We start from the raw sequence: 23,353 nt of genomic DNA, 5'->3' as shown, positions 1-23,353 counted from the left end.
CTGATAAAAATGTACATTACTCAATCTTTATTCGCTATATTTTTATTAGCATCGGTTTTTGGAAAATCGCAAATTAATGATAATAAAATTCGGCTGTTAACTCTACAGAAAGGATTAACTGGAAAAAAATTAATTTTCGGAAAATGGACAGAAAAAGGAGACACGGAAACACATTTGACGTATTTGGGAACCGTTAAAACAAACCAGGGAAAAACTTATAAAATTATGAATTCAAGTTGGATTTGGGGTCTATCCCGCAGGGCAACAAATAGAATACTTATATTTAACGGGGAGAATCAATATTTAGGAAATTACCCTGTTGCTGTAGATACAGATTTACCCACGAAACTAATGAATAAAATTTTAATTTTCCAAAATACAAATTCACAATGTAATAAAAATATTGCATCGAAAATCAATCTTAAAAATGGTTTACCGAAAGAGTTTTTCAGAGAGTGCACCGATGGATATGGAGAGATTTACAGCTTTAACAGATTTTAATGAATAATTTAAATCAAAATATTCAAACTTGAAGGCTGAACTTTTACGTGAATGGGTGATTTGATTTTATTGAATTCACCATCAATATGCCAGTTTTTGGTATTAACCTTAAACTCTATTTCTGAAACAGGGAGGTAAGTGATGTAATTATCATCTTTCAGTTTTTTGGTGAACATTCTAAATGCAAAAAGCGGAGAATAGGTAATCGGGAACTTTTTTACCAGTACCATATCGACCAGTCCGTCACTTTTACTTGCATGTGGTGCGATGTACGCATTATTCCCGAACTGGCGGGTATTGGCAATATTCACCATCAGGTATTTGCCGTTGTATTCCTTGTATTTTTCATCCAAAAATTTTACCTTTTTCGGTTTGTAGCTGAAAAATGTTTTAAGGGAAACTTTAATATAGTTTTTAAAACCGCGGGTGGTTTTTTCAAATTCTTTCACCACTTTGCCGTCGAAACCTGTTCCCGAAACATTAATGGACAGTCTACCGTTGATGGTAAAAGTATCAATCTTTCTGGATTTTTTTGCCCGCAGCTTTTCGAGAAGCTCATCCAGGTTTTTGCTGAAATTGGTTTCGTTGGAAAATCCATTGCCGGAGCCCGCCGGAAAAATAGCCAGGATTTTTTCTGTATTAATGAGATTACGGGCTACTGTTGAAATCGTTCCGTCTCCACCGATGGCCACGAAAACATCAACTTCGGCATAATGTGCCTTAATAAAATCATCGGTTCCCAAAATAGATTCTGAAATATAATACAAGGGATCTTTCACCTTGGCATGCAGTTCATTGAGAAACGGCTGATAGTTTCTTTTGGCCGAAAAAGGATTGATGATGAAGGCTACTTTTTCCATTGATGCAAAATTAAAAAATGCTTTCAGATTAGAAAGCATTAAATTCAGTTAATTTTCATTCTTCGGGCAAAATCAGGTTTTATATATTCCTTCATATCTTCCCATGAGATCGTGAGAATAATATCTCCGATATCATAATCATGGCTGATCTCATTCATATTATAATGAAAATAAAGGTTGGAATCATCAAAGTAAAAATTTCGGGTAACGGGAAAAGTAATCGCAGAGAGAATCTTATACGCTTCTCTATCGTAGGTTTTGATTTGCTGCATCATAGTAGTTTTTTCGAAGCTGAGTTTTAAAATTTTACTGATGGTTTCTTCCGACAGTACTAAAACATCAGATAAATCAAGTTTTTTCTGGTTTTTAAAATCAAAAACTTTCTCCACATAATGATACTGTACTCTATGTTCGGCTTCAAATTGGCTGGTATAATACTGAATGGAAACATAATTATTCCTGTTCATCCGTACATTCATCTGAGAAATATAAGACCATTGCTGCTGCTGTTTTACATGTGAAAGTCCGCCTGAATTTTTCATCCTGTCATAAACCGACTGTTTTTCTTTTTTAAGATAAGCCTGAAGCCCGTTTCTGGAGAAATCGGATATTTCTTTACCAGAATAAATTTCTGCAAGAAAATTTTTATTGTCAAGATTGGGAAACCATAAAAGCTTAGAAGAATAACGCAATACTACAGAATCAGAAATTTTAACGGTATCTTCTTCTATTACAGAATCTATACTGATCCGGCCAAAGCCGTTCTTGTCAGTATTCTTCTTTTCATTCCCAAACTCTTTGCAGGCAAAGATGCTCGTAAGCAAAATGAAGGCATATAGGAAATACGTTTTTTTCATCATTGTGTTTATTAATTTGTAACAGCCTTAATAGCTAATGCCCATTCTTTTTTCAAATTCGGGATTAATGGTACCTTTCAGTTCTTTCCATGAAACAGGAATGGTAATATCCCCTGCTGCAAATGCGGCAATCTCGTAAGGGCTGTAATGGAAATACAGATTTTTTTCGTCGAAATAAAAATTATCTGTTGCAGGAACTACATCTACCAAAAGCATCTCTGAATTATTTACAGCTCCGGAATTATCTGTAGTTCCGCTGTTTATTTTGTTAATATTTTTCAGCAGCATTGCTTCAATTTTAGTCTTAGGCATTGTAGTAATATCTTTCAACTGAAGCTTTTTATTATTTTTCAGATCAAAAACTCTTTCTGAAAATCCGTAATTATCGTGAGCTCCTCCTTCATAAGAACCCCAGATATATTGAATATGGATATAATCTTTGATTCTTGATTTAAGCTTCATTCCTGTATCCGAGTACCATTCCTGTGAAAAGTTCATATCGGAAATCCACTCTTTAGAATCCTTTTTTATGGTATTGAAATACTCATTTTTATTTTTTTCAAGCACTGCCTGGAGTCCGTTTTTTGAAAAGTCGCTGATGTTTTTTTGGTCAAAATAAATGCTGTCAAGAAGCGTCTTATTTTCAATATTTGGGAATACCAGCATGGTAGATGAATATTTAACTTTTAGCGAATCACTAAGCTGTAATGAATCATTCACTTTTACAGAATCTACCGTAAATGAGTTCGCCTGAACAGTATCATTTGTAACAATGTCGGTACTGCTGTTTTCGTTTTTTTTGCAGGAAACCATCATGAGTGTTGATAAAGCCAGAGCTGCCACAATATTTTTCATAATTCTGATTTTCTATACAAATGCAAAAACCATTCAAAAAATGAATGGTTTCTAAACTTATTTAAAAATTGTATGGTTTTTATTTTTTCACAAGGCTGATTACCTGGTTTTCCTGTTTGGATGCAACTCCCCAAATCTGCTTGAATGCAGGATAGTATTCTTTGGGATAGTTCGGGCTAAGAACTTTTGTGGTGGAAATCACTTCCAACGTATTGCCTTTTTGCTCTGCAATATAGCTATACTCAATTTCTTTATCCTCGGTAACAATTTTTTTATTTTTCGGCATTTCTTCAATCGCATATCCCTCCGGAATCTGAAGAACGATCTTTTTCACTCTTGTAAAAGGTGTGATAAAATCAATCATGTATTTTCTTTCTTCCGTCTGATCAAATTCATTGGAGTTTTTATTCAGGAAAAGCATCGGATTGATGATGATCTTTTTGCCGACTTTATCAATAAGGTTTTCGGACGAAAACTTCATCGTGCTTTCAAAGTCACCGTTTTCAATAACTTTTGAATCGATATCTGTAAAGTCTATGGAGAAATTCTCTTTGTATTGTTTTTTATATTTATCAGCATTATCGTCATAGCTTTCTTTGGCAAACATGGCATAGGTCCCGGTATCCCTGTCAGAATAGTTTCCGGAAATACTTCCGTCATCATTGATTTTTGCGGTAGCCGTAAGATAGGTAAAGCTTGTTTTTGCATTGCTCATCGTAAGCTGCTGCACCTTTTCTTTGGAGAGAAGAATTCCAAACTGGTTCCAGTCTCTCGGAGGAAGCTGGTCTATAGAAGACTGCTTTACCGTAGCATCATACAAATGGTACCCGTCCTTGGTCTGGATTGCAGCAATCACAAAATTCATATTGGAAACATTGGGAGAAGCAAGATTGATGAGTCCGTTATTAATGGTAGAAATAGCCAGAGGATCTGCCTTTATACCTGCCTCCCGCAGCAACATTACGAGGAAAAGATTAATTTCTGCAGCATTTCCGATTTTGGTTTCAAGCATTTTTTTGATTCCTTCATCGGTGTAAAGACCGGCATCTCTATTCCATGTAAAGGTATTTTTAACGTAACTGAAAATAGCATCGGCTTTATCAAGTTCATTGGAGATTCCTGCAATATTTGCAGGCATATTTTCTTTAGCAAGCCTTGTTTTCTTCAGTTCTCCACCAAAATCTTCTCTTTCATACATACGATCCTTAATCTGCTCCCACGATGATGAGTACAGCTTCAGTTCCCTGAAATTTGTAGAGTGTAGTTCTGCACCGATTTTCGTTCTGTAATTTCTGTCATTGTTTACGAACTTTTCCGTTTTGAAAGCTTTTATATTTTCATAGCCAAATCTGTAGGTTCTGTAGTTCGTCCCATACAGCAGTCTTTCATCAACTTCTTTATATTTTGGAAGCAGAGAACCCGTGTAATTAAGGTTATACGCTACACTTGACGGGCTGTCAAGAACATATTCCGTGTAAAGAGAAGGCGTATCGGTTTCAATCAGTATTTCAGGAACACTAAACCCGAAAGGGGATATAACTTCATATTGGTATTCGATAACAGAGCCATTCTTTACATTAGGAAATGCAAATTTATTAATGGAAATATACTTACTCTCTTTACTTTTATATTTGGAGCTTTTGTCAACTTTTGTGGCGACAGCCGCACCATTTTCAAGATTGTATGTATATGCCTTTATTTTGCTGAGCGATTCCTGGTCGCCACCGTTCTGGTAAAGAGGAATTTCAAGATTCAGCCAGTCTTCCGCCTTATCTTTATCATAAATTTTCACCCTGTAGAAAGTGCTTTTAATAAGATTTCCGGTAGCATAATCCATACTGAAGTGCAGTGACTTATAAAGAATTTCAGCAGGTGCATTTTCATCCAACGTCGACTTTTGTTTTGACAAATCTGCATCGTTAAATTTTGGCGGATCGAGAAATTTGTGTTTTTGAGCCTCAACAAAAATAAACTGCATTGAGCAAAAGGCGATGAATACTATTTTCTTCATGTTAAATCTTAGATATTAAAACTTTTGAGTTGTCGATATTAATAGTTTTTTTCCTGAAATTGATGTAATCGTTATATTTTTCTTTTGGGTAAATACCTTTATTGATTCTAATGGATCTGTTGACTTTTAAAGATTCTCCATTCTTTACAAAACTTAGTTTATAGGTTCCGAATTCTGAATTCAACACTACATTTTCCGGAACTTCTTCTATTTTATAATTCTGAGGAATCATAAAGCTGACTTCATACTCATCTTCAAATGACTGTCTCAGTTCGAAAGGCAATTCCCTGTTATCCTCGGTTTTATAAACGTTGTTAGAATAAATAGGAACGGCCCTGAAAATGATGCTGCTTCCCGCATTTTTAGAATAATTATTTGCTTTAAAATCCAGATCGTACTTAGCGACTGCATTATCTTTATCATTCAGGAAGTTTTTCAGTTCAATTTTATCGAAGTGTAAAATATCCAGCATATTTTTTACCGCTTCCGTCCGTTCTTTCGGAGACATGGAAGCAAGTGCAAGATTATTATCATACTGAAGTCCTGTATAAGAAAAACTTCCCTCTCCCAGTATGCTATTGTCTTCATTGATCTTGATTTTAAGCTGCTGCTTTTCTTTGCTTTGCTCGGCAGTGTAATCTGGAGTATCCAACAATTCTATTCCATTTTTTCTGATTGACAGGACATTTCTTGCTGTCGTACTATAACTTAAATGATTAAATGCAATCTTTTGCGAGGTATTTTCCAACCATATATTCCCCTTTTCTGTAGGCACCATCAAAATAACATGATTTCCTCCCATTTTAGGAAAATCTTTATCAAAAGACACAGGTGAAGCTCCTGAATTGATCACTGAATAATAAGAAGGTATTCCTGCTTCGTCCAGCAAAGTTTTCATATAATTGGTAAGTCCTTTACAATCACCATATCCTTTTTTCTGCACTTCATCCGGAAGCATCGGCTGCCATCCCCCTATTCCCAACGCAACGAAAATATATCGTGTTTTTTCCTGCATATGCTGATAAAGTTTTTTGACTTTCTCTTCTGTTGTCCCTGTAAGATTAAGACTCATAACTTCAGCTTTAATAGCCGGACTGGATGTAGAAACCGGCTGCAGAATGCTATTGTAATACCAGCTTCCGAAATCACTCCAGCTGTTGATACTTCCCTGTTTTCCTTCAAGGTTGAATTTCGTTAAGGCAAAACTTACTTTGGGTAAAATTTTTACAGGTTGAGGCAGCAAAAACACATTGTCTATTGCAGGAACATTTTTATAAGTATAGGTTTTTTCGCCGGCATTGTCACTTTCGATTACTGAAGTGTAATTATAAGCTGACGGATAAATTTTTGTTTTAAGGTCAATGCCGGATTTATTAATGAATTTCATCTGGGCTTCTTCTAACGAAACCTTGGTAGATCTGAAAGGGGTAAAATCTGGTAAAAAGACCGTATTTTCATCACCAATCTGATAAGAAAATTCAACAGTGTACGGATATTGTGTTGGTGTATAGGATAACACCATTACTCTGTTATCCGAATAAAATGTTCCCTGATCGTTATTGGCAAAGTCTCCGAAATCGGATTTTGAAAAAGATTTTATTTTTTTCCCTGCCTCATCATAGATATTAACTTTAACATCAGAGATGCTGTTTCCTTTTTCGTACGGAATATATGCCCGGGCATCCGAATCTCCGTCCTTATTAAGAACTGTTGTTACGGTATAATACTGGTATTTGATATCATCGATCTTGTTGATCTGAATGGTAGTTAAATCTTTTCTGATAACCGCATCAGCATTTTTTTTCAGGTTCTCCGGAATTGCAGAAACAGGGAAACTCTGTGTATAATATAAAGATGCTGCAGAAAGCGCTACGGTACAAAGTATTTTAATCATGGTTATTAAAATTTAGCAAAAATAGGAAAATCCGGGCAAGTGTTAAAATTAATTTTCGTGCACACAGGATTTAAATTAACATAATAAAAGACCCCATTGCTGAGGTCTTTTTATTATGTTAAATGCTATTTTATTATGCGTCAATTTTTGCATATTTGGCATTTTTTTCAATAAACTCTCTTCTCGGAGGAACTTCATCTCCCATCAGCATGGAGAAAACACTATCCGCTTCTACAGCGTTATCAATAGTTACCTGTTTCAGGATTCTGTGTTCCGGGTTTAGTGTTGTTTCCCAAAGCTGTTCAGGATTCATCTCACCAAGACCTTTATAACGCTGTACTTCTACTCCTTTTCCATCCGGAGACATCTCGAGAGTAAATTCTTCACGTTCTTTTTCGTTATAGGCATACACTTTTTTGTTCCCTTTTTTCAATAAGTACAACGGTGGCTGAGCAATATAAATATATCCGTTCTCAATCAATTCTTTCATATACCTGAAGAAGAATGTAAGAATAAGCGTAGAAATATGGGATCCGTCGATATCGGCATCGGTCATGATTACAATCTTATGATACCTTAGCTTCGCCATATTCAATGCTTTGCTATCTTCTTCCGTACCAACAGAAACTCCAAGAGCCGTGTAAATATTTTTTATTTCTTCGTTGTCATATACCTTATGAAGCATTGACTTTTCAACATTCAGAATTTTACCCCTTAATGGAAGAATAGCCTGGAAAAACCTGTCGCGGCCCTGCTTTGCAGTTCCACCCGCGGAATCTCCCTCTACAAGGAAAATTTCAGATTCTGCTGGATCTTTTGAAGAACAGTCAGACAGTTTCCCCGGAAGCCCCGACCCTCCCATCGGAGATTTTCTCTGCACCATTTCACGGGCTTTCTTAGCAGCCTGTCTTGCTTTTGCAGCTAAAACTACTTTTTGAACGATCTGCTTGGCTTCAGTTGGGTTTTCTTCAAGGAAATTACTTAGCATTTCCCCAACAATCTTATCTACTGCTCCGGAAACTTCGGAGTTACCAAGCTTTGTTTTGGTCTGCCCTTCAAACTGAGGCTCCATTACTTTTACGGAAACTACGGCCGTTAATCCTTCACGGAAGTCATCCCCTGTTACCTCTACTTTTTCTTTTTGCGGAATACCCAGATCATCAGCATACTTTTTAAGGGTTCTCGTAAGAGCACGTCTGAAACCTGCCAGGTGAGTCCCTCCTTCATGGGTATTGATATTATTAACGTAAGAGTGAAGGTTTTCCGTAAATGAGGTATTGTAGCGCATTGCTACTTCTACCGGGATATCATCCCTTTCGCCTTCCATGAAAATCACATTTTCCATGATAGACTCACGGTTCCCGTCAATATAGGCAACGAATTCCTTCAATCCTCCTTCAGAATGAAAGACTTCTGATCTGAAAGATCCGTCTTCCATTTTTTCTCTTTCATCCGTTAAGGTAATGGTAATTCCTTTATTAAGGTAAGAAAGCTCTCTTAAACGGCTCGCTAATGTATCGTAATTATAAACCAGTTCTGTAAAAATACTGTCATCCGGCTGGAAGAACTGCTTGGTTCCTCTCTGGTCACTGTGGCCGATTTCTTCAACACCGGTCTGTGCTTTTCCTCTCGAGTAAATCTGCTGATATACGTTTCCGTCTCTGTAAACAGTGGTAACCATTTCATTGGAAAGTGCATTCACACACGATACCCCAACTCCGTGAAGACCTCCTGAAACCTTGTAAGAATCTTTGTCAAACTTACCTCCGGCCCCGATTTTCGTCATTACAACCTCAAGAGCAGATTTTTGTTCTTTTTCATGGAAGTCTACGGGAATACCCCTACCATTATCACTAACTTCGATTCCGTTTCCTTCTTTGATTGCAACGAAGATCGTATCGCAGTATCCTGCCAAAGCCTCGTCAATAGAATTATCCACTACTTCATAAACCAAATGATGTAGACCTCTTACTCCTACATCACCAATGTACATTGAAGGGCGCATACGAACGTGCTCCATCCCTTCCAATGCCTGAATACTACTAGCTGTATATTGTTTCTGACTCATATAAAATATTAAAAATCCTGCTAAATGCAAAGACCCACAAATATCGTGATTTTTTTCGAGTTATGAAAGTTAAAATGAATCAAAACGGATAGATTTTTCCACACAAATCTGATATAATTTACAGGTAAAAAACACAAAGTTAAAACCTTCAATTTTAATAAGAACTGTTGTAAATCATATGAAATATAGGCAATTTATCCTTACATTTATTTGCTTAAAAAGTTGATGTTTATGGACGATTTCCTTGCAGCCCGTGCCCAAATGGCAATGTCCCTCGGTTTTCATATTATTTTTTCCTGTGTAGGAATGGTCATGCCTTTCCTGATGGCATTTGCCCACTGGAAATATTTAAAAACAAATAACGAAATCTATAAAGGTCTTACCAAAGCATGGAGCAAAGGCGTTGCCATACTTTTTGCCACCGGAGCTGTTTCAGGAACAATGCTTTCTTTTGAGCTTGGCCTTCTCTGGCCACAGTTTATGAAACATGCGGGACCCATTTTCGGGATGCCTTTTTCTCTCGAAGGAACAGCATTTTTTATAGAAGCCATTGCCATTGGATTTTTTCTTTACGGCTGGGACAGGTTTAATAAATGGTTTCACTGGTTCTGTGGCTTTCTGGTGGGTTTAAGCGGTTTAGCATCCGGAATTTTGGTTGTTGCAGCCAATGCATGGATGAATTCGCCTGCCGGATTTGATTATGTGAACGGACAGTATCTGAATATAGACCCCATTAAAGCAATGTTTAATGATGCGTGGTTTCCACAGGCACTGCATATGTCGGTTGCCGCATTTTGCGCCACAGGATTTGCCGTTGCAGGCCTTCACGCTTATATGATCTTAAGGAAAAAAAATGTTGAATTTCATACCAAAGCTTTTAAAATTGCCGCAGGATTTGCCTTGATCGGAGCGTTTGGGGCGCCTCTGAGCGGCGATATTGCTGCAAAATCTGTAGCGGAGAGACAACCTATCAAATTAGCCGCAATGGAAGCGCATTTTGAAACAGAAAAAGGTGCTGCTTTTGTGATTGGCGGAATTCCGGATGAAGAAAAAGCAGAAATAAAATACGCTATAAAAATCCCTAAAGTTTTAAGCTTTCTGGTCAGCAATGACTTTAATACCGAGGTTAAAGGACTGAAAGATTTTCCGAGAGACGAATGGCCGCCGGTAGCTGTGGTACATTTTGCCTTTCAGATCATGATTTTCTTCGGAGTGATAATGATTATTATAGGAATGGTCTATCTGTTTGCAATATTCTTTAAAAAGGAATGGCTGGAGCGGAAATGGCTGCTGAAAACCTTTTTGGTTGCTACGCCCTTCGGATATATCGCCCTGGAAGCGGGATGGACGGTGACAGAAGTGGGCCGACAGCCCTGGATCATCTACGGAATCATGAGAACCGTTGATGCCGTTACGCCGATGCCGGGAATTCAATATTCATTCTATTTCTTTACCGCTGTTTTTGTTTCGCTGTCTTTTGTCATTATTTTTCTGCTGACAAGGCAGATCAAAATGGTCCCAAAACTTTACGACCCTACCGATCCTCAGTTTAACGCTAAACAAAAAAAATTATGATATACGTCGTTATAGGTTTTCTCTGGCTGTCAATCTGTCTTTACGTAATTTTGGGTGGGGCAGATTTCGGGGCAGGAATTGTAGAGCTTTTTACGAGAAAAAAAAACCGTCCGAAAACGGAAGTTATCATGTACGAATCGATTGCTCCGGTATGGGAAGCCAATCACATGTGGCTAATCATTGCAATCGTTATTCTTTTTGTAGGTTTTCCTGAAATTTATACCACCCTGTCAACATACCTCCACATTCCTTTGGTTTTAATGCTTATAGGAATCATTGCGAGGGGAACGGCTTTTACATTCAGGCATTACGATGCTGTAAAAGATGAGTGGCAGGGATTATATACCCAGATTTTTTACTTTTCAAGTTTATTAACGCCTTTTTTCCTGGGATTAATTGCTGCGGCAACCATTTCGCATTCTATTAACCCGGATGCCAAAGGTTTTTTAGACCTGTACATCTTCAGCTGGCTGAACTGGTTTGGGGTTGCTGTAGGACTTTTCACCGTGTCCATCTGCGCTTATCTTGCTTCTATTTTTGCTTTACGCGAAACAGTTGACCGCTTGGAACTTAATTTAATGATTAAAAAATCAAAGCAAACAATGGTTTTTGTTGTCATTACAGGAGCATTGGTTTTTTTAACAGCTTATTTGTCTGATATTCCGCTGATTATGTGGGTGTTTTCAAAGCCACTGGGAATCATGGCAACAGCTTTTGCAACGGTTTGTCTATTATTGATTCTGAGAGCGATGAGTACACGTAAACTTCTTCCTGTAAGAGCGCTGGCGGGTTTCCAGGTCATTATGATCTTAGTTGCTGCAACATACCAGCATAATCCCAATATTATTCTTTTCGGAAACGGACAGCATCTGTCATTGCTGGAGCATGTTGCGGCTCCGAAAACCATTTCCGCTTTGGGTTGGGCGCTGATTTTGGGATCGATATTTATTTTACCGTTTTTGTTTTATTTAATGGCTTCATTCAGCAAATTGAGAAGATAAATCTGCATTCGTAACTTATGTCAGGCTATACAAATAAAAAAGAACTTACAGATGCAATACGAAAATCGTTTGTTTCGTATGATAAGGAATTTGATGATATAGATGAATCTGAAAAAGATCTGCTGAAAACCGGCATCGACAAAACTCCTTCACAAAATCTCTCTTATCACATCGGATGGACAGGTTTGCTTTTAAGCTGGGAATCTGATGAATTGAAAGGACTTGAAGTAAAAACGCCAACCCCTGAATACAAATGGAATAACCTTAAAGAACTTCACAATTCTTTTTATAAATCATATGGTCCATATAGTCTAAAAAAACAGCGCGAAATATTATCTGAAAAGGTAATTGAAATTTTAACGTGGATAGAAAGCCTTGATGAAAATACACTATTTCTTCCTGAACAACGAAAATGGGCTACGACACCAGCCAAGTGGCCCTTATATAAATGGATTCATATTAATACCGTAGCGCCTTTTAAAAGCTTCAGGACTCAAATCCGGAAATGGAAAAAAATATAGACTATAATATTAATAGATTTCGGGCGGAAGCTTCGCTTCCGCCCGAAATCTATCATTTTTTACGCACTACAATTTCTACTCTTCTGTTTTTGATCATATCCTCTTCGGTCCGTTCGGGATATGTAACGGGATTGAGATGTCCCATTCCGGTAACTTTTATTCGCCGAGAATCTATTCCCCGCTTTTCAAGAAATTCTCTGATAGCATTAGCTCTTGTCCAGGAAAGGTTAAAAGTTTTCAGGTCGAGATCTTCGCCATCGAAATTATCATAATCACAACAGATATGTCCCTGAAGCTCAACTTCGAGAGAGGGATTATTTTTCAGTACATCAGCCAGCTGGATCAGAACTTTATTTCCTTTTGGAAACCAGACATGGCGTCCTCCGATAAAATTGACATTTGGTAAAGAATAGGTCTCTCCAACCTTCATTTCATAAACCTTTTTGCTGAAAAAGCTTTCAAACGTTCTGCCTGATTTTATTTCGCCGATCATTAATACCTGATCAATAAAAATATCGACTCTCCTGTTTTTACGACGCAATTCTTCGGTACTATTATCATTGATCTGCTTTTCTTTTCCCAAACCAACAACGCTTTCCAGAGCAATGGTATTTCCGATTCTTGCCTGAAGATATTTATTCACTGCATTAGCCCGACTTTCAGATAGCTTTTTATTATACTCCGAACTTCCCGAAATATCACAGTTTCCAAAAATTCTGAATTTCAGATTGCTTTTCAGGTTGGCTAAACTATCTAATTTTCTCTGGGATTCTTTTGTGAGTTGATAACTGTTATAATCGAAATAGACAGACGTAAGCATCTGTGATTGGATGCTTATACAACAAAAAATAAACAAGAGAGTTTTCATTTGTTTTTAATTTTATTTAAAAACGAGAAAATGTTTATTTATTATTCAATGAAAAATAAATTATATCAAATTAGTCTCCTCTTATTATACTTCAAAAATTAATTTTTTATTGCTTTCTTAGAAAATACTTTATTTGTTGCTGTAGTGATTTTTAATATATATATTCCTTTTAATAAAGAAGTTGTATTAAGCTTAGTATCTTTACTTCTTAAAAGTAAACGTCCCTGCTCATCAAAAACTTCAACTAATTTTACTTTAGTATTAGTAAACAAATTAAGTTCATTTTGAAAAGGATTTATAAAGTTGATCGATTCGCTCAGCTCATTTTCATTTGTAGAAAGATAGTTTTGCAAAATTATATATCTTTTAATATAATTTGTATTTACAAACAAATAAAGATAGTTATCCTTTAAAGATATAAATATTTTATCACTCGGATTTACCATTTGGGTAGTAATTCCAGTATCCAAGAGATTTTGACTATTAATTGTACTTAATCCATTATTGGTAAAATTGGCCAAATACAATTTTCTAGGAAAATTATCATCCAAAACAGGAATGATGTAGTTTCCTTGAGTAACAGTAAAATCTTGATTATACAATAAGTTTATTCCATTAATGACTAATGGTAAATCTATTTTGCCGTTAGTTCCGAATGAGTAATCTAACAATCCTGTTGAAAATGTTCTTGTCAGCAAGTATAAACTTGTATTGTTGCTATCAAATAAGTAATTTATAAATGAATAATCATCCAATACATGAAATTTCATAATTGAACCAGAATTTCCATTATTAAATTGTGCATTTCCATTAACACCAAAACTCGTGTCATAAATACCGGTAATATAATTCATTTTCCTCAATTGAGAATAGTTGCCGTCATATTCCAAAATTGAATTGCTAGAAAGCAAAGGGACAAAAGTTTGTTGATAATTGAAAATCGGATAACCATAATTAGTCAAAAAACTATTAGTAAAAATACTTCCGTTTACCCCAAAAGTAGTATCCAAATTTCCAGATTGTGTATATTGATAGATATTATTTACGGTACGGATAATTAATTTTCCGGTAGGAAGCAATTTACGATAAATCTCATTTGGATAAATTTGTGTTTGACCATTATTCCCGTATGTTGGATCTAATGTACCATTATACAAATATCTTTTACCGGAAATCATATATAAATAAGATGAATCAATGCTGTGAACAAAATCTGCATCATTATTTGAGTTATAATAAGTTGGAATAAGAAATGATCCTCCTATACCAAAATCAGTTGATAAACTTCCATTGTTATTCAGCATCGTAATTTTGGAATAAATAAGAAATGGATCTGTAAGATCATAATTTTGAACCATTATTTTGTCATTTAAAAAATGATAGGACAGAAGTCCTCCAAGATTAGGTCCTAAACTTACAGTTCCGTTATTACCAAAATTAGTATCTAAAATTAAGTTGATTTGAGCATTACAAAAACTTGCAATCAGCATAATAGCTGTAATAAATATTTTTTTCACTTCATTTGTTTTTGCAAAATTACTGTTTTTAACTCAAATACAAAGAGCAGACTTTTCAGCCTGCTCTTTGTATTTATTAAATAAAAATCTTAAACCAATTTCATCAAAAGATTTTCATCAATCTTTTCAACTTTTACCAGATTATTCTTTGTCAGAGTTTTCGAAGCTTTATCCCATTTTTTTCCGGAAAGCTGGCTTCTCTCTTTCACTTCTGCTAATGTAAAAGGTTCTTCCTGCGAATTTAAAATCTCAAGAATCACTTTTTCGTCTTCTCCCAATTCAATTTGAGGAGTCACCTTTTCAGGTTTCATCTGCGGGAAGAACAATACTTCCTGAATCGACGCATTATTTGTTAAGAACATGATTAATCGATCCATTCCGATTCCTAATCCTGAAGTTGGCGGCATACCATATTCAAGAGCTCTCAGAAAATCTTCATCAATGAACTGACCCGCTTCATCATCCCCTTTTTCAGACAATTTTAACTGATCTTCAAAACGTTCTCTCTGATCAATCGGATCATTAAGCTCTGAGTAAGCATTTGCAATTTCTTTACCGCAAACCATCAGCTCAAAACGCTCTGTTAATCCTTCTTTGCTTCTGTGTTTCTTCGTTAAAGGTGACATTTCGATAGGATAATCGGTAATGAAAGTCGGCTGAATGAAGTTCCCTTCACACTTCTCTCCGAAAATTTCATCGATTATTTTTCCTTTACCCATTGTTTCATTCACTTCAATTCCAATAGACTTTGCAAAATCAAACAATTCCTGCTCTGTTTTCCCTGTAATATCAAAACCTGTGAATTTCAGGATTGCATCCGTCATTGAAATTCTTTGGTAAGGTGCTTTAAAATCTACTTCATATTCACCAAACGTAGCCTTCGTTGTACCGTTTACCTGAATAGCGCAGAATTCCAGCAATTTTTCAGTGAAATCCATCATCCAGTTGTAGTCTTTATAAGCTACATAGATTTCCATCGCAGTAAATTCAGGGTTATGGGTTCTGTCCATCCCTTCGTTTCTGAAGTTTTTGGAGAATTCGTACACCCCGTCAAAACCACCTACAATTAATCTTTTCAGGTATAATTCGTTGGCAATTCTTAAATATAATGGAATGTCTAAAGCATTATGATGTGTAATGAAAGGCCTTGCAGCTGCTCCTCCCGGAATCGACTGTAATATCGGAGTTTCCACCTCAAAATATCCGGCATCATTAAAGAATGTCCTCATCGCATTGAACAATTTGGTTCTTTTTACGAAAACTTCCTTTACCTGAGGATTTACCGTTAAATCCACATAACGCTGTCTGTATCTTAATTCCGGATCATTGAATGCATCATGCACCACCCCGTTTTCATCAGTTTTTGCCTGCGGAAGCGGTCTAAGTGATTTTGTAAGAAGGGTAAAGTTTTTTACCAAAACCGTTTTCTCACCAACCTGCGTTGTAAACAATTCCCCTTCAACCCCGATAATATCTCCGATATCTAAAAGGTGTTTGTAAACTTCATTATATAAAGTCTTATCTTCACCGGTACAAATCTCATCTCTGTTGAAATAAACCTGTATTCTGCCTGTAGAATCCTGCAGTTCAGCGAAAGAAGCCTTACCCTGAATTCTTCTTGACATTAATCTTCCTGCAATCTTAACCTGTTTATTATCAGCGAAATCCTGTTTTATAGATTCTGTAGTATCTGTAATTACATATTCATCTGCCGGGAATGCGTTGATCCCCATTTCAACAAGCTTGTTCAGCTTTTCTCTTCTGATAATTTCCTGTTCTGATAATTGCATTATTTCTATATTTCAATAACGCGCAAAGATAAGGGTTTTTGTCCTTAAAATTCAAAATTTTGTGTCAGTTTGAAGCGAAATAAGGTAAAATATACTGCCTTAAAAACAAAAAAAGCCGTTTCCCGGAATTGAGAAACAGCTGTATTATTTTAAGAATGAAATTATTTTTTCTTTAATGTTAAAATATATTCCACCATTTTTTGGGCCTCTTCTTTTGATACCTGAGGATGAGGAGACATTGGAACATTGCCCCAGACTCCACTGCCGCCTTCTATAATTTTGGAAGCAAGCAGTTCAATATCTTTTTCAGAATATTTGTCTGCAATTTCCTGGTAAGAAGGTCCTATCATTCTTTCATTAACCGCATGACATCCGGAACAGTCCAGGCTTTCGATGATCTGGTCTCCGGAGAGATTGCCTTTCGCAGCTTCTGCATCAACCTTTTTTTCCGGAGATGCTGTATCAACCGGTACATTTTCCTTTTTGGAACAGGAAAGCATAGAAAGTCCAATAATTCCTGCTAGAAAAAGTTTTTTCATTATTTCGTAAGTGTATCGGCTTTGGCATCTTTAGCAGGCACTGACATTGCAGCATTCACATCAGCTTCCGGTGTATCTCTTGTGGTTGCGCTGGAATCCTGCTGTACTGCAGTTGGTGCGTCCGGCTCAGGCAACATGGTGTTGCTGTCTTGTAAGTCATGATTTGGCTTTTTAGAACAGTTAGCCACTAATAAACCTCCGATAAATGCGATTGCTAATACTTTTTTCATTTTCTATAAAATTATTAAGCAAAAATATAAAAAATAAAGTTTTAAACTCATGATAAATATTCATTTTTAAAGATATTTCTAAGTAAAAATTACCTATTAAGACTTTATACAGCAGGTTTAATCTAATTACGATACTAAAAGGCAGGAATTAATTTTTCCGGATTTTATTTTTTGTATTGAAAAAAATATTTACATTTGTGGCATGTTTAATATCAACAACAATAAAAATTGGTGGTGGCTTTCAAACTCTTCGTCGGGTCTGAAGTTATTGTCGTGTTGGTGATTTTTGTGCAGCGATTATAATTAAAATTATATAATAATAAAGACTTTGACGTATCCCGTTGAAGTCTTTTTTTTGTTTAATATCTAAAAGAAAACTGTAATGTTCAGTAAAAAAATAAAAATAAAAACCGTTTCCAGAAAAACCCTCGGCGATCTTCAGACTCCGATGAACATTTACCTGCAGGTGCGCGATAAATTCAGGGATACCATTCTGCTGGAAAGTTCGGACTCTAAAAATATCGAAAATAATTTTTCATTTATTGCCATTAATGCCATCGCCGGGATTGAAGTTAAAAACATCCATGAATATGAAGTTAAACTTCCAGGACAACAACCCGTAAAACGTAATTTAGATAAATATATTGCCGGTATTTTTGACGAATTTTCAAATGTGTTTAAATGTGAAAAAACCAATGACCCCGTTGCAGAGACGGCACAAAGTCTTTTCGGGTATACGAGCTTTGAAGCCGTACAGTTCTTTGAAAAACTTGAATTTAAGCCGCAGAGTCCTGAAGTTGAAATTCCTCTTATGCGCTACCGGCTCTACCAATATGTGATTGCCATTAACCATTATAATGATGAAATGCACCTTATTGAAAATCAAATTGAAGGAATAAAATCTGACATGTACACCCTGGAAAGTTTTATTAAAAATAAAAATCCCGCAATTTATCCTTTTGAAAAAAACGGAGAAGAAACCTCGAATATTACGGATGAAGAATATATTGACCTCGTAAAAACGGCACAGAAACATTGTATGAGAGGCGATGTATTCCAGCTGGTTTTAAGCAGACGATTTGAGCAGAAATTCAAAGGTGACGAGTTCAATGTGTATCGCGCTTTGAGAAATATCAATCCTTCGCCATATTTATTTTTCTTTGATTATGGAAACTATAAATTATTCGGTTCAAGCCCTGAAAGCCAATTGATTATTAAAGATAACAAAGCGATTATCCATCCTATTGCGGGAACTTTCAAAAGAACCGGCGACTTTGAAACCGATTTACAGTCGGCTGAATCTTTAAAAAAAGATCCTAAGGAAAATGCAGAACATACCATGCTCGTTGACCTTGCGAGAAATGATCTCGGAAAGCTGGGAAAAAATGTGACCGTAACAAAGCTCAAGGAAATACAGTTATTTTCGCATGTCATTCATATGGTAAGTGAAGTTACAGCCGATTTACCGGAAAACACAAAACCGTTTGAAATGATGGCGGCAACCTTTCCACAGGGAACTTTAAGCGGAGCTCCGAAACATAAAGCTTTGCAACTTATCAATACCTATGAAAAAAATTCCCGGGGCTATTACGGCGGATGCATCGGTTTTTTCGGATTAAACGGAAGCTGCAACCAGGCCATCATGATCCGTACCTTTTTAAGCAAAAATAACACATTGTATTATCAGGCCGGCGCAGGACTGGTCGCAAAATCAAATCCGGAAAGTGAACTGCAGGAAGTCAATAATAAGCTTAATGCGTTGAAAAAAGCAGTGGAAAAGGCAGAAAAGCTGGCAGAAAATAATTAATGAAAAAAATAAAATGAAATATAACCCAACAACCAACAACCAACAACCAGCAACTAAAGTTCTTGTCTTCGATAATTACGATAGCTTCACCTATAATCTGGTTCAGATGATCGAAAGAATACTTCAGATTAAAGTAGATGTGGTGAAGAACGACGAAATTACGCTGGAAGAGATTGATCAATACGATAAAATTGTACTATCACCCGGACCCGGAATTCCTGAAGAAGCCGGAATTTTACTGGAATTAATTAAAGAATATGCTCCCACAAAAAGTATTCTTGGAGTTTGTCTCGGTCAGCAGGCTATTGCAGAGGCTTTTGGAGGAAGTCTTATTAACCTTTCGGAAATTTTCCACGGTGTTGCAACATCCGCAGAAATTATAAAACAGGAGACGAAAATTTTCAAAGATCTCCAAAGCGGAATGGAAGTGGGAAGATACCACAGCTGGGTAGTGAATCCCAAAGATTTTCCTGAAGAGCTTGAAGTAACAGCAGTAGACAAAGACGGAATGATCATGGCATTGCAGCACAAAACCTATGATGTTCATGGCGTACAGTTTCACCCTGAAAGCATTTTGACTCCGGAAGGAGAAGTCATTATCAGAAACTTTCTGCTGGATTAATAATTTATCTAAATCAAAATCAATGAAAGAGATTCTTGAATACCTTTTCAATCATCATACGTTGTCTAAATCGCAGGCAAAAGCCATTATGATTGAAATTGCACAAAATAAGTTCAATGCTACTGAAGTAACCGCTTTTGTAACCATTTTCCTGATGCGGAATATTACGTTGCCGGAACTTCAGGGATTTCGTGAAGCTCTTCTGCAAATGGCTGTTCCGGTAGAAATCAATGCAGATGATGCGATTGACATTGTGGGAACAGGTGGCGACGGAAAAAATACCATAAACATTTCAACATTAGCGAGCTTTGTGGTCGCTGGTGCCGGACAAAAAGTAATAAAACACGGAAATTACGGAGCATCAACCCTCACAGGTTCTTCAAATGTTCTGGAACAAGCAGGATATGTATTCAAAAAAACTTCGGAAGAACTGCAAAAAGAACTGGATCAATCCAATATTTGTTTTCTTCACGCACCTTACTTTCACCCTGCCCTTCAATCCGTCGGAGCGTTGAGAAAGTCACTCGGACTAAGAACATTTTTTAATCTTCTGGGTCCGTTGGTGAATCCTGCCAAGCCTCAATTCTCCGTAATCGGTGTTTATAATCTTGAAATTGCAAGAATTTATCAATACCTGCTGCAAAAAGATGAGCGTGAATTTATGATCGTTCACGGAATGGACGGTTATGATGAAATCAGCCTCACCCATGACACGAAAATCATTACCAAAGAGGGCGAGAAAGTATATTCTACATCGGATCTGGACTTTGAACCTATAACTGCTGAAAGCATTCAGGCGGGATCATCTATTCAGGAAACAGCGGAAATATTTAAAAATATTCTACAAGGAAAAGGAACGTCACAGCAAAATACAGTGGTTTTGGTTAATGCTGCCGTTGCGCTTCTTCATACAAAAAAATTCGGGGATTATAACAATTGTCTAACCCTTGCTAAAGAAAGTCTTTATAGCGGAAAAGCACTGAACAGCTTCGAAATGTTATTAAAATAATACCTATGAATATACTTGATCAAATCGTTCAGAGAAAAAAGGAGGAAATTGAGTTTTCAAAGTCGAAAATTTCTGTTCAGCAACTTAAAGATTCAGCATTCTTTGAGAGAAAAACCTATTCTTTGAAGAAAACCATCAAAACCAAAAGCGGAATCATTGCCGAATTCAAAAGGCAGTCTCCGTCAAAAGGAATTATAAATAATACTATTTCTCCACTGGAGGTCACTTCAGCCTATGAAAAATCAGGAGCGAGCGCAATTTCGGTATTAACAGATCAGGATTTTTTTGGAGGAAGCTTTGATGATATCATTCAAATACGGCAACAGATCAGTATTCCTATTTTAAGAAAAGATTTTATGGTGGATGAATATCAGTTTTATGAAGCTAAAAATATGGGAGCCGATATCGTATTGCTTATTGCTGCCTGTCTTTCTGTTTCTCAGGTTGATGAATTTACGGATCTCGCTCATCAGCTCGGATTAGAGGTTTTGCTGGAAATTCATACCGAAGAAGAATTAAAACATTACAACAAAAATATTGACCTGGTTGGAATCAACAACCGGAATTTAAAAGATTTCCGTGTAGATCTCGAACATTCCGTTCAGTTAAAAAACCTGCTTCCAAAAGAGACCTTTTCCGTTGCCGAAAGCGGAATTTACAGCATTGAAGATTTCTTGTATTTGAAAGAAAAAGGGTTTGACGGTTTCCTTATGGGAGAATATTTTATGAAAGATGAAAATCCGGGAAATAAGTTCAGGGAATTTGTTTTGAATGTAACAGTTTAAAAATTTAACAATGATGGAGCGGCAACAACTACTACCCGGAAATGATCTGTTGAAACTGAAAGTTTGCGGTTTAACACAACTGGAACAAATCGAAGAGCTGACTGCAATGAAAACGGATTTTCTTGGTTTTATTTTTTATGAAAAATCATCCAGATATATTTTAAATCATTTGAGTTTAAAACAAATTGGAGAAATCAAACATCGGGGAAAAGTCGGGGTTTTTGTGAATGAAAATTTAGAAAGAATAGCGGAAACCGCAGAAAAGACTAAATTGAATTTTATCCAGCTCCACGGCGATGAAAGCAAAGATTTTACTATTGAATTAAGAAAAAAAATACATCCGGAAACCGGAATTATTAAAGTCATAAGAATGGGAAATCAGAACTCAGAGTTACAGCAAATTATCCATGAAAACCAATCAGCAGATTATTTTCTTTTTGATACCGATTCTACAGCCTTTGGCGGAACCGGAACAACTTTCGACTGGAACATTTTGAACTCCATTGAAATCTCACTTCCCTATTTTCTAAGCGGCGGAATTTCATCAGAGAATATTGAAAAAATAAAGCTCTTAAAACAAAAACCCTTTGCCATCGATATCAATTCGCGCTTTGAAATAAAACCCGGTGTCAAAGATTTGGAAAAAATAAAAATGTTAAACAAATTGGGATGCTGGAAAAACACAAAATGAAATATGATGAAAAATATTTATAGGATTAGAAATTTGATAACCATCCCAAAAATTAACTGCAATAAATAAAACCAAAATATGAATTACAAAAATCCCGATCAACACGGATACTATGGCGAATTCGGAGGAGCTTTCATCCCCGAAATGCTCTATCCAAATGTAGAAGAATTACAATCCGGTTATCTTGAAATTATTGAATCTGAAAGTTTTCAACGAGAATATCAGAGCTTATTAAAAAATTACGTTGGGCGTGAAACCCCTTTGTATTTTGCCAAAAATTTAAGCGAGAAATACAATACCCAAATATACCTCAAAAGAGAAGACCTTAACCATACCGGAGCCCACAAAATCAACAATGCGATCGGCCAGGTTTTATTGGCAAAACGACTCGGTAAAAAGAGGATTATTGCGGAAACCGGAGCCGGACAACATGGCGTTGCCACTGCCACAGCTTGTGCGCTACTTGGACTCGAATGCATTGTGTACATGGGCGAAATCGACATTCAACGGCAGGCTCCGAACGTTGCCCGTATGAAAATGCTTGGCGCAGAAGTCATTCCCGCAACTTCAGGTTCCAAGACATTAAAAGACGCAGTGAATGAAGCCTTGCGCGACTGGATTAACAATCCTTCTACAACACATTATGTCATAGGAAGTGTGGTGGGACCGCATCCTTTTCCGGATCTCGTAGCCCGGTTTCAGAGTATTATTTCAAAAGAAATCAAAGAACAGCTGTTGGAACAGACGGGGCGTGAAAATCCTGATTACGTCATTGCCTGCGTTGGCGGCGGAAGCAATGCGGCTGGAGCTTTTTACCATTTTGTTGATGAAGAAGATGTAAAATTAATCGCTGCGGAAGCCGGAGGCTTCGGAGTAGATTCGGGAAAATCTGCTGCCACAACTTTTCTGGGAACTTTAGGCATTCTTCATGGAAGCAAAAGCCTGTTAATGCAGACAGTTGACGGACAGGTGATTGAACCCCACTCCATTTCCGCCGGCCTGGATTATCCGGGAATTGGGCCTTTTCACGCCAACTTATTTAAAGAAAACCGGGCAGAATTTTTCAGCATTAATGATGAAGAAGCCTTGCAGTCCGCATTTCAGCTTACCCGGATCGAAGGCATTATTCCGGCTCTGGAAAGTGCTCATGCCTTGGCAGTTTTAGATAAAAAAAGGTTCAAAACGGATGATATCATCGTGATCTGCCTCAGTGGCCGCGGAGATAAAGATATGGAAACCTATCTGAAACATCTATAAAAATAAATCGTATTACGTTTTTATCAACCCGTAAAAGAAGCAAATGATTAAAGAAAACATAATCAAAGATTTTACACTTTTGAAAGCTGTTGGTT

Annotated in this window: 21 protein-coding genes; 10 read left to right on the top strand and 11 right to left on the bottom strand. The window is 36.6% G+C overall.

Annotation, left to right across the window (positions count from 1 at the left end):
* Positions 1 to 9 precede the first annotated feature (9 nt).
* Positions 10 to 501 carry a hypothetical protein gene (locus HHL20_RS04030; protein WP_169229893.1) on the top strand — a complete coding sequence of 164 codons (492 nt, stop codon included), beginning with the start codon at positions 10 to 12 and terminating at the stop codon, positions 499 to 501.
* An 8-nt stretch (positions 502 to 509) separates the two neighbouring features.
* Here HHL20_RS04030 and HHL20_RS04025 read toward each other — a convergent pair whose 3' ends face one another.
* The 6 genes from HHL20_RS04025 to gyrB all read right to left on the bottom strand — a co-directional run bounded on the left by HHL20_RS04025 (position 510) and on the right by gyrB (position 9,046).
* Complete coding sequence (locus HHL20_RS04025) at positions 510 to 1,361, bottom strand: diacylglycerol/lipid kinase family protein (RefSeq protein WP_169229892.1); 852 nt, start codon at positions 1,359 to 1,361, stop codon at positions 510 to 512.
* Positions 1,362 to 1,405: 44 nt separating this feature from the next.
* Positions 1,406 to 2,221 (bottom strand): DUF3298 domain-containing protein, encoded by an 816-nt coding sequence (locus tag HHL20_RS04020; protein WP_169229891.1) that lies wholly within the window; start codon positions 2,219 to 2,221, stop codon positions 1,406 to 1,408.
* A gap of 24 nt (positions 2,222 to 2,245) precedes the next feature.
* Positions 2,246 to 3,073 carry an RsiV family protein gene (locus tag HHL20_RS04015; RefSeq protein WP_169229890.1) on the bottom strand — a complete coding sequence of 276 codons (828 nt, stop codon included), beginning with the start codon at positions 3,071 to 3,073 and terminating at the stop codon, positions 2,246 to 2,248.
* A gap of 79 nt (positions 3,074 to 3,152) precedes the next feature.
* Entirely contained in the window at positions 3,153 to 5,084 is a 1,932-nt protein-coding gene (locus HHL20_RS04010) for a transglutaminase-like domain-containing protein (protein WP_169229889.1), read from the bottom strand.
* 1 nt (position 5,085) lies between these two features.
* The gene (locus HHL20_RS04005; RefSeq protein WP_169229888.1) at positions 5,086 to 6,978 is read right to left on the bottom strand and encodes a DUF3857 domain-containing protein; all 1,893 of its coding nucleotides are present in this window, start codon (positions 6,976 to 6,978) and stop codon (positions 5,086 to 5,088) included.
* A 133-nt stretch (positions 6,979 to 7,111) separates the two neighbouring features.
* Positions 7,112 to 9,046 (bottom strand): DNA topoisomerase (ATP-hydrolyzing) subunit B, encoded by a 1,935-nt coding sequence (gene gyrB, locus HHL20_RS04000; protein ID WP_169229887.1) that lies wholly within the window; start codon positions 9,044 to 9,046, stop codon positions 7,112 to 7,114.
* Between the two features lie 231 nt (positions 9,047 to 9,277).
* Here gyrB and HHL20_RS03995 point away from each other — a divergent pair, with 231 nt between their 5' ends.
* The 3 genes from HHL20_RS03995 to HHL20_RS03985 are packed head-to-tail and all read left to right on the top strand — an operon-like array spanning position 9,278 to position 12,143.
* Positions 9,278 to 10,621: a cytochrome ubiquinol oxidase subunit I gene (locus HHL20_RS03995; protein WP_169229886.1), complete on the top strand. Its 1,344-nt coding sequence runs from the start codon at positions 9,278 to 9,280 to the stop codon at positions 10,619 to 10,621.
* The gene (locus HHL20_RS03990; protein ID WP_169229885.1) at positions 10,618 to 11,622 is read left to right on the top strand and encodes a cytochrome d ubiquinol oxidase subunit II; all 1,005 of its coding nucleotides are present in this window, start codon (positions 10,618 to 10,620) and stop codon (positions 11,620 to 11,622) included. Before HHL20_RS03995 ends, HHL20_RS03990 begins: the two co-directional genes overlap by 4 nt.
* A 17-nt stretch (positions 11,623 to 11,639) precedes the next feature.
* On the top strand, positions 11,640 to 12,143 hold the full coding sequence (locus HHL20_RS03985) for a ClbS/DfsB family four-helix bundle protein (protein WP_169229884.1): 504 nt from the start codon (positions 11,640 to 11,642) through the stop codon (positions 12,141 to 12,143).
* Between the two features lie 52 nt (positions 12,144 to 12,195).
* On the opposite strand, the gene HHL20_RS03980 is transcribed toward HHL20_RS03985, so the two are convergent.
* From HHL20_RS03980 to HHL20_RS03960, 5 genes are all read right to left on the bottom strand, one after another.
* Positions 12,196 to 13,011, bottom strand: coding sequence for an OmpA family protein (locus HHL20_RS03980; protein WP_169229883.1), 816 nt, complete (start codon positions 13,009 to 13,011; stop codon positions 12,196 to 12,198).
* A 98-nt stretch (positions 13,012 to 13,109) separates the two neighbouring features.
* On the bottom strand, positions 13,110 to 14,528 hold the full coding sequence (locus HHL20_RS19665) for a T9SS type A sorting domain-containing protein (RefSeq protein ID WP_169229882.1): 1,419 nt from the start codon (positions 14,526 to 14,528) through the stop codon (positions 13,110 to 13,112).
* A gap of 89 nt (positions 14,529 to 14,617) precedes the next feature.
* Complete coding sequence (gene lysS / locus HHL20_RS03970; protein WP_169229881.1) at positions 14,618 to 16,318, bottom strand: lysine--tRNA ligase; 1,701 nt, start codon at positions 16,316 to 16,318, stop codon at positions 14,618 to 14,620.
* A gap of 161 nt (positions 16,319 to 16,479) precedes the next feature.
* Positions 16,480 to 16,857, bottom strand: coding sequence for a c-type cytochrome (locus HHL20_RS03965; protein WP_169229880.1), 378 nt, complete (start codon positions 16,855 to 16,857; stop codon positions 16,480 to 16,482).
* Positions 16,857 to 17,087, bottom strand: a complete 231-nt coding sequence (locus HHL20_RS03960) for a hypothetical protein (RefSeq protein WP_169229170.1) — start codon at positions 17,085 to 17,087, stop codon at positions 16,857 to 16,859. The genes HHL20_RS03965 and HHL20_RS03960 overlap by 1 nt, the downstream gene beginning before the upstream one ends.
* A 382-nt stretch (positions 17,088 to 17,469) precedes the next feature.
* Here HHL20_RS03960 and HHL20_RS03955 point away from each other — a divergent pair, with 382 nt between their 5' ends.
* From HHL20_RS03955 to trpB, 6 genes are all read left to right on the top strand, one after another.
* Positions 17,470 to 18,894: an anthranilate synthase component I family protein gene (locus HHL20_RS03955; protein WP_169229879.1), complete on the top strand. Its 1,425-nt coding sequence runs from the start codon at positions 17,470 to 17,472 to the stop codon at positions 18,892 to 18,894.
* Between the two features lie 13 nt (positions 18,895 to 18,907).
* A complete protein-coding gene (locus HHL20_RS03950) occupies positions 18,908 to 19,516 on the top strand; it encodes an anthranilate synthase component II (protein WP_169229878.1) in 609 nt (202 codons plus the stop codon).
* A 22-nt stretch (positions 19,517 to 19,538) separates the two neighbouring features.
* A complete protein-coding gene (gene trpD, locus HHL20_RS03945) occupies positions 19,539 to 20,525 on the top strand; it encodes an anthranilate phosphoribosyltransferase (protein WP_169229877.1) in 987 nt (328 codons plus the stop codon).
* A 5-nt stretch (positions 20,526 to 20,530) separates the two neighbouring features.
* Positions 20,531 to 21,310: an indole-3-glycerol phosphate synthase TrpC gene (gene trpC / locus HHL20_RS03940; RefSeq protein ID WP_169229876.1), complete on the top strand. Its 780-nt coding sequence runs from the start codon at positions 20,531 to 20,533 to the stop codon at positions 21,308 to 21,310.
* A 10-nt stretch (positions 21,311 to 21,320) separates the two neighbouring features.
* Positions 21,321 to 22,001, top strand: coding sequence for a phosphoribosylanthranilate isomerase (locus HHL20_RS03935; RefSeq protein ID WP_228463082.1), 681 nt, complete (start codon positions 21,321 to 21,323; stop codon positions 21,999 to 22,001).
* 78 nt (positions 22,002 to 22,079) lie between these two features.
* The gene (trpB, locus tag HHL20_RS03930; protein ID WP_169229875.1) at positions 22,080 to 23,258 is read left to right on the top strand and encodes a tryptophan synthase subunit beta; all 1,179 of its coding nucleotides are present in this window, start codon (positions 22,080 to 22,082) and stop codon (positions 23,256 to 23,258) included.
* The last annotated feature ends 95 nt before the right edge of the window (positions 23,259 to 23,353 follow it).

The organism is Chryseobacterium cheonjiense, from assembly GCF_012927265.1.
Lineage (GTDB): Bacteria > Bacteroidota > Bacteroidia > Flavobacteriales > Weeksellaceae > Chryseobacterium > Chryseobacterium cheonjiense.
This window is presented reverse-complemented; position numbering and strand designations above follow the sequence as displayed.

Bases quoted from the DNA above. Each gene is read 5' to 3' on its own strand.
- HHL20_RS03995 (WP_169229886.1), top strand. From the start codon at position 9,278: ATGGACGATTTCCTTGCAGCCCGTGCCCAAATGGCAATGTCCCTCGGT.
- lysS (WP_169229881.1), bottom strand. From the start codon at position 16,318: ATGCAATTATCAGAACAGGAAATTATCAGAAGAGAAAAGCTGAACAAG.
- HHL20_RS03990 (WP_169229885.1), top strand. From the start codon at position 10,618: ATGATATACGTCGTTATAGGTTTTCTCTGGCTGTCAATCTGTCTTTAC.
- trpC (WP_169229876.1), top strand. From the start codon at position 20,531: ATGAATATACTTGATCAAATCGTTCAGAGAAAAAAGGAGGAAATTGAG.
- HHL20_RS04030 (WP_169229893.1), top strand. From the start codon at position 10: ATGTACATTACTCAATCTTTATTCGCTATATTTTTATTAGCATCGGTT.
- HHL20_RS04015 (WP_169229890.1), bottom strand. From the start codon at position 3,073: ATGAAAAATATTGTGGCAGCTCTGGCTTTATCAACACTCATGATGGTT.
- HHL20_RS03965 (WP_169229880.1), bottom strand. From the start codon at position 16,857: ATGAAAAAACTTTTTCTAGCAGGAATTATTGGACTTTCTATGCTTTCC.
- HHL20_RS03980 (WP_169229883.1), bottom strand. From the start codon at position 13,011: ATGAAAACTCTCTTGTTTATTTTTTGTTGTATAAGCATCCAATCACAG.
- HHL20_RS04005 (WP_169229888.1), bottom strand. From the start codon at position 6,978: ATGATTAAAATACTTTGTACCGTAGCGCTTTCTGCAGCATCTTTATAT.
- HHL20_RS04025 (WP_169229892.1), bottom strand. From the start codon at position 1,361: ATGGAAAAAGTAGCCTTCATCATCAATCCTTTTTCGGCCAAAAGAAAC.
- HHL20_RS04020 (WP_169229891.1), bottom strand. From the start codon at position 2,221: ATGATGAAAAAAACGTATTTCCTATATGCCTTCATTTTGCTTACGAGC.
- trpD (WP_169229877.1), top strand. From the start codon at position 19,539: ATGAAAGAGATTCTTGAATACCTTTTCAATCATCATACGTTGTCTAAA.
- HHL20_RS03950 (WP_169229878.1), top strand. From the start codon at position 18,908: ATGAAATATAACCCAACAACCAACAACCAACAACCAGCAACTAAAGTT.
- HHL20_RS03955 (WP_169229879.1), top strand. From the start codon at position 17,470: ATGTTCAGTAAAAAAATAAAAATAAAAACCGTTTCCAGAAAAACCCTC.
- HHL20_RS03985 (WP_169229884.1), top strand. From the start codon at position 11,640: ATGTCAGGCTATACAAATAAAAAAGAACTTACAGATGCAATACGAAAA.
- HHL20_RS04010 (WP_169229889.1), bottom strand. From the start codon at position 5,084: ATGAAGAAAATAGTATTCATCGCCTTTTGCTCAATGCAGTTTATTTTT.
- HHL20_RS03935 (WP_228463082.1), top strand. From the start codon at position 21,321: ATGATGGAGCGGCAACAACTACTACCCGGAAATGATCTGTTGAAACTG.
- trpB (WP_169229875.1), top strand. From the start codon at position 22,080: ATGAATTACAAAAATCCCGATCAACACGGATACTATGGCGAATTCGGA.
- gyrB (WP_169229887.1), bottom strand. From the start codon at position 9,046: ATGAGTCAGAAACAATATACAGCTAGTAGTATTCAGGCATTGGAAGGG.
- HHL20_RS03960 (WP_169229170.1), bottom strand. From the start codon at position 17,087: ATGAAAAAAGTATTAGCAATCGCATTTATCGGAGGTTTATTAGTGGCT.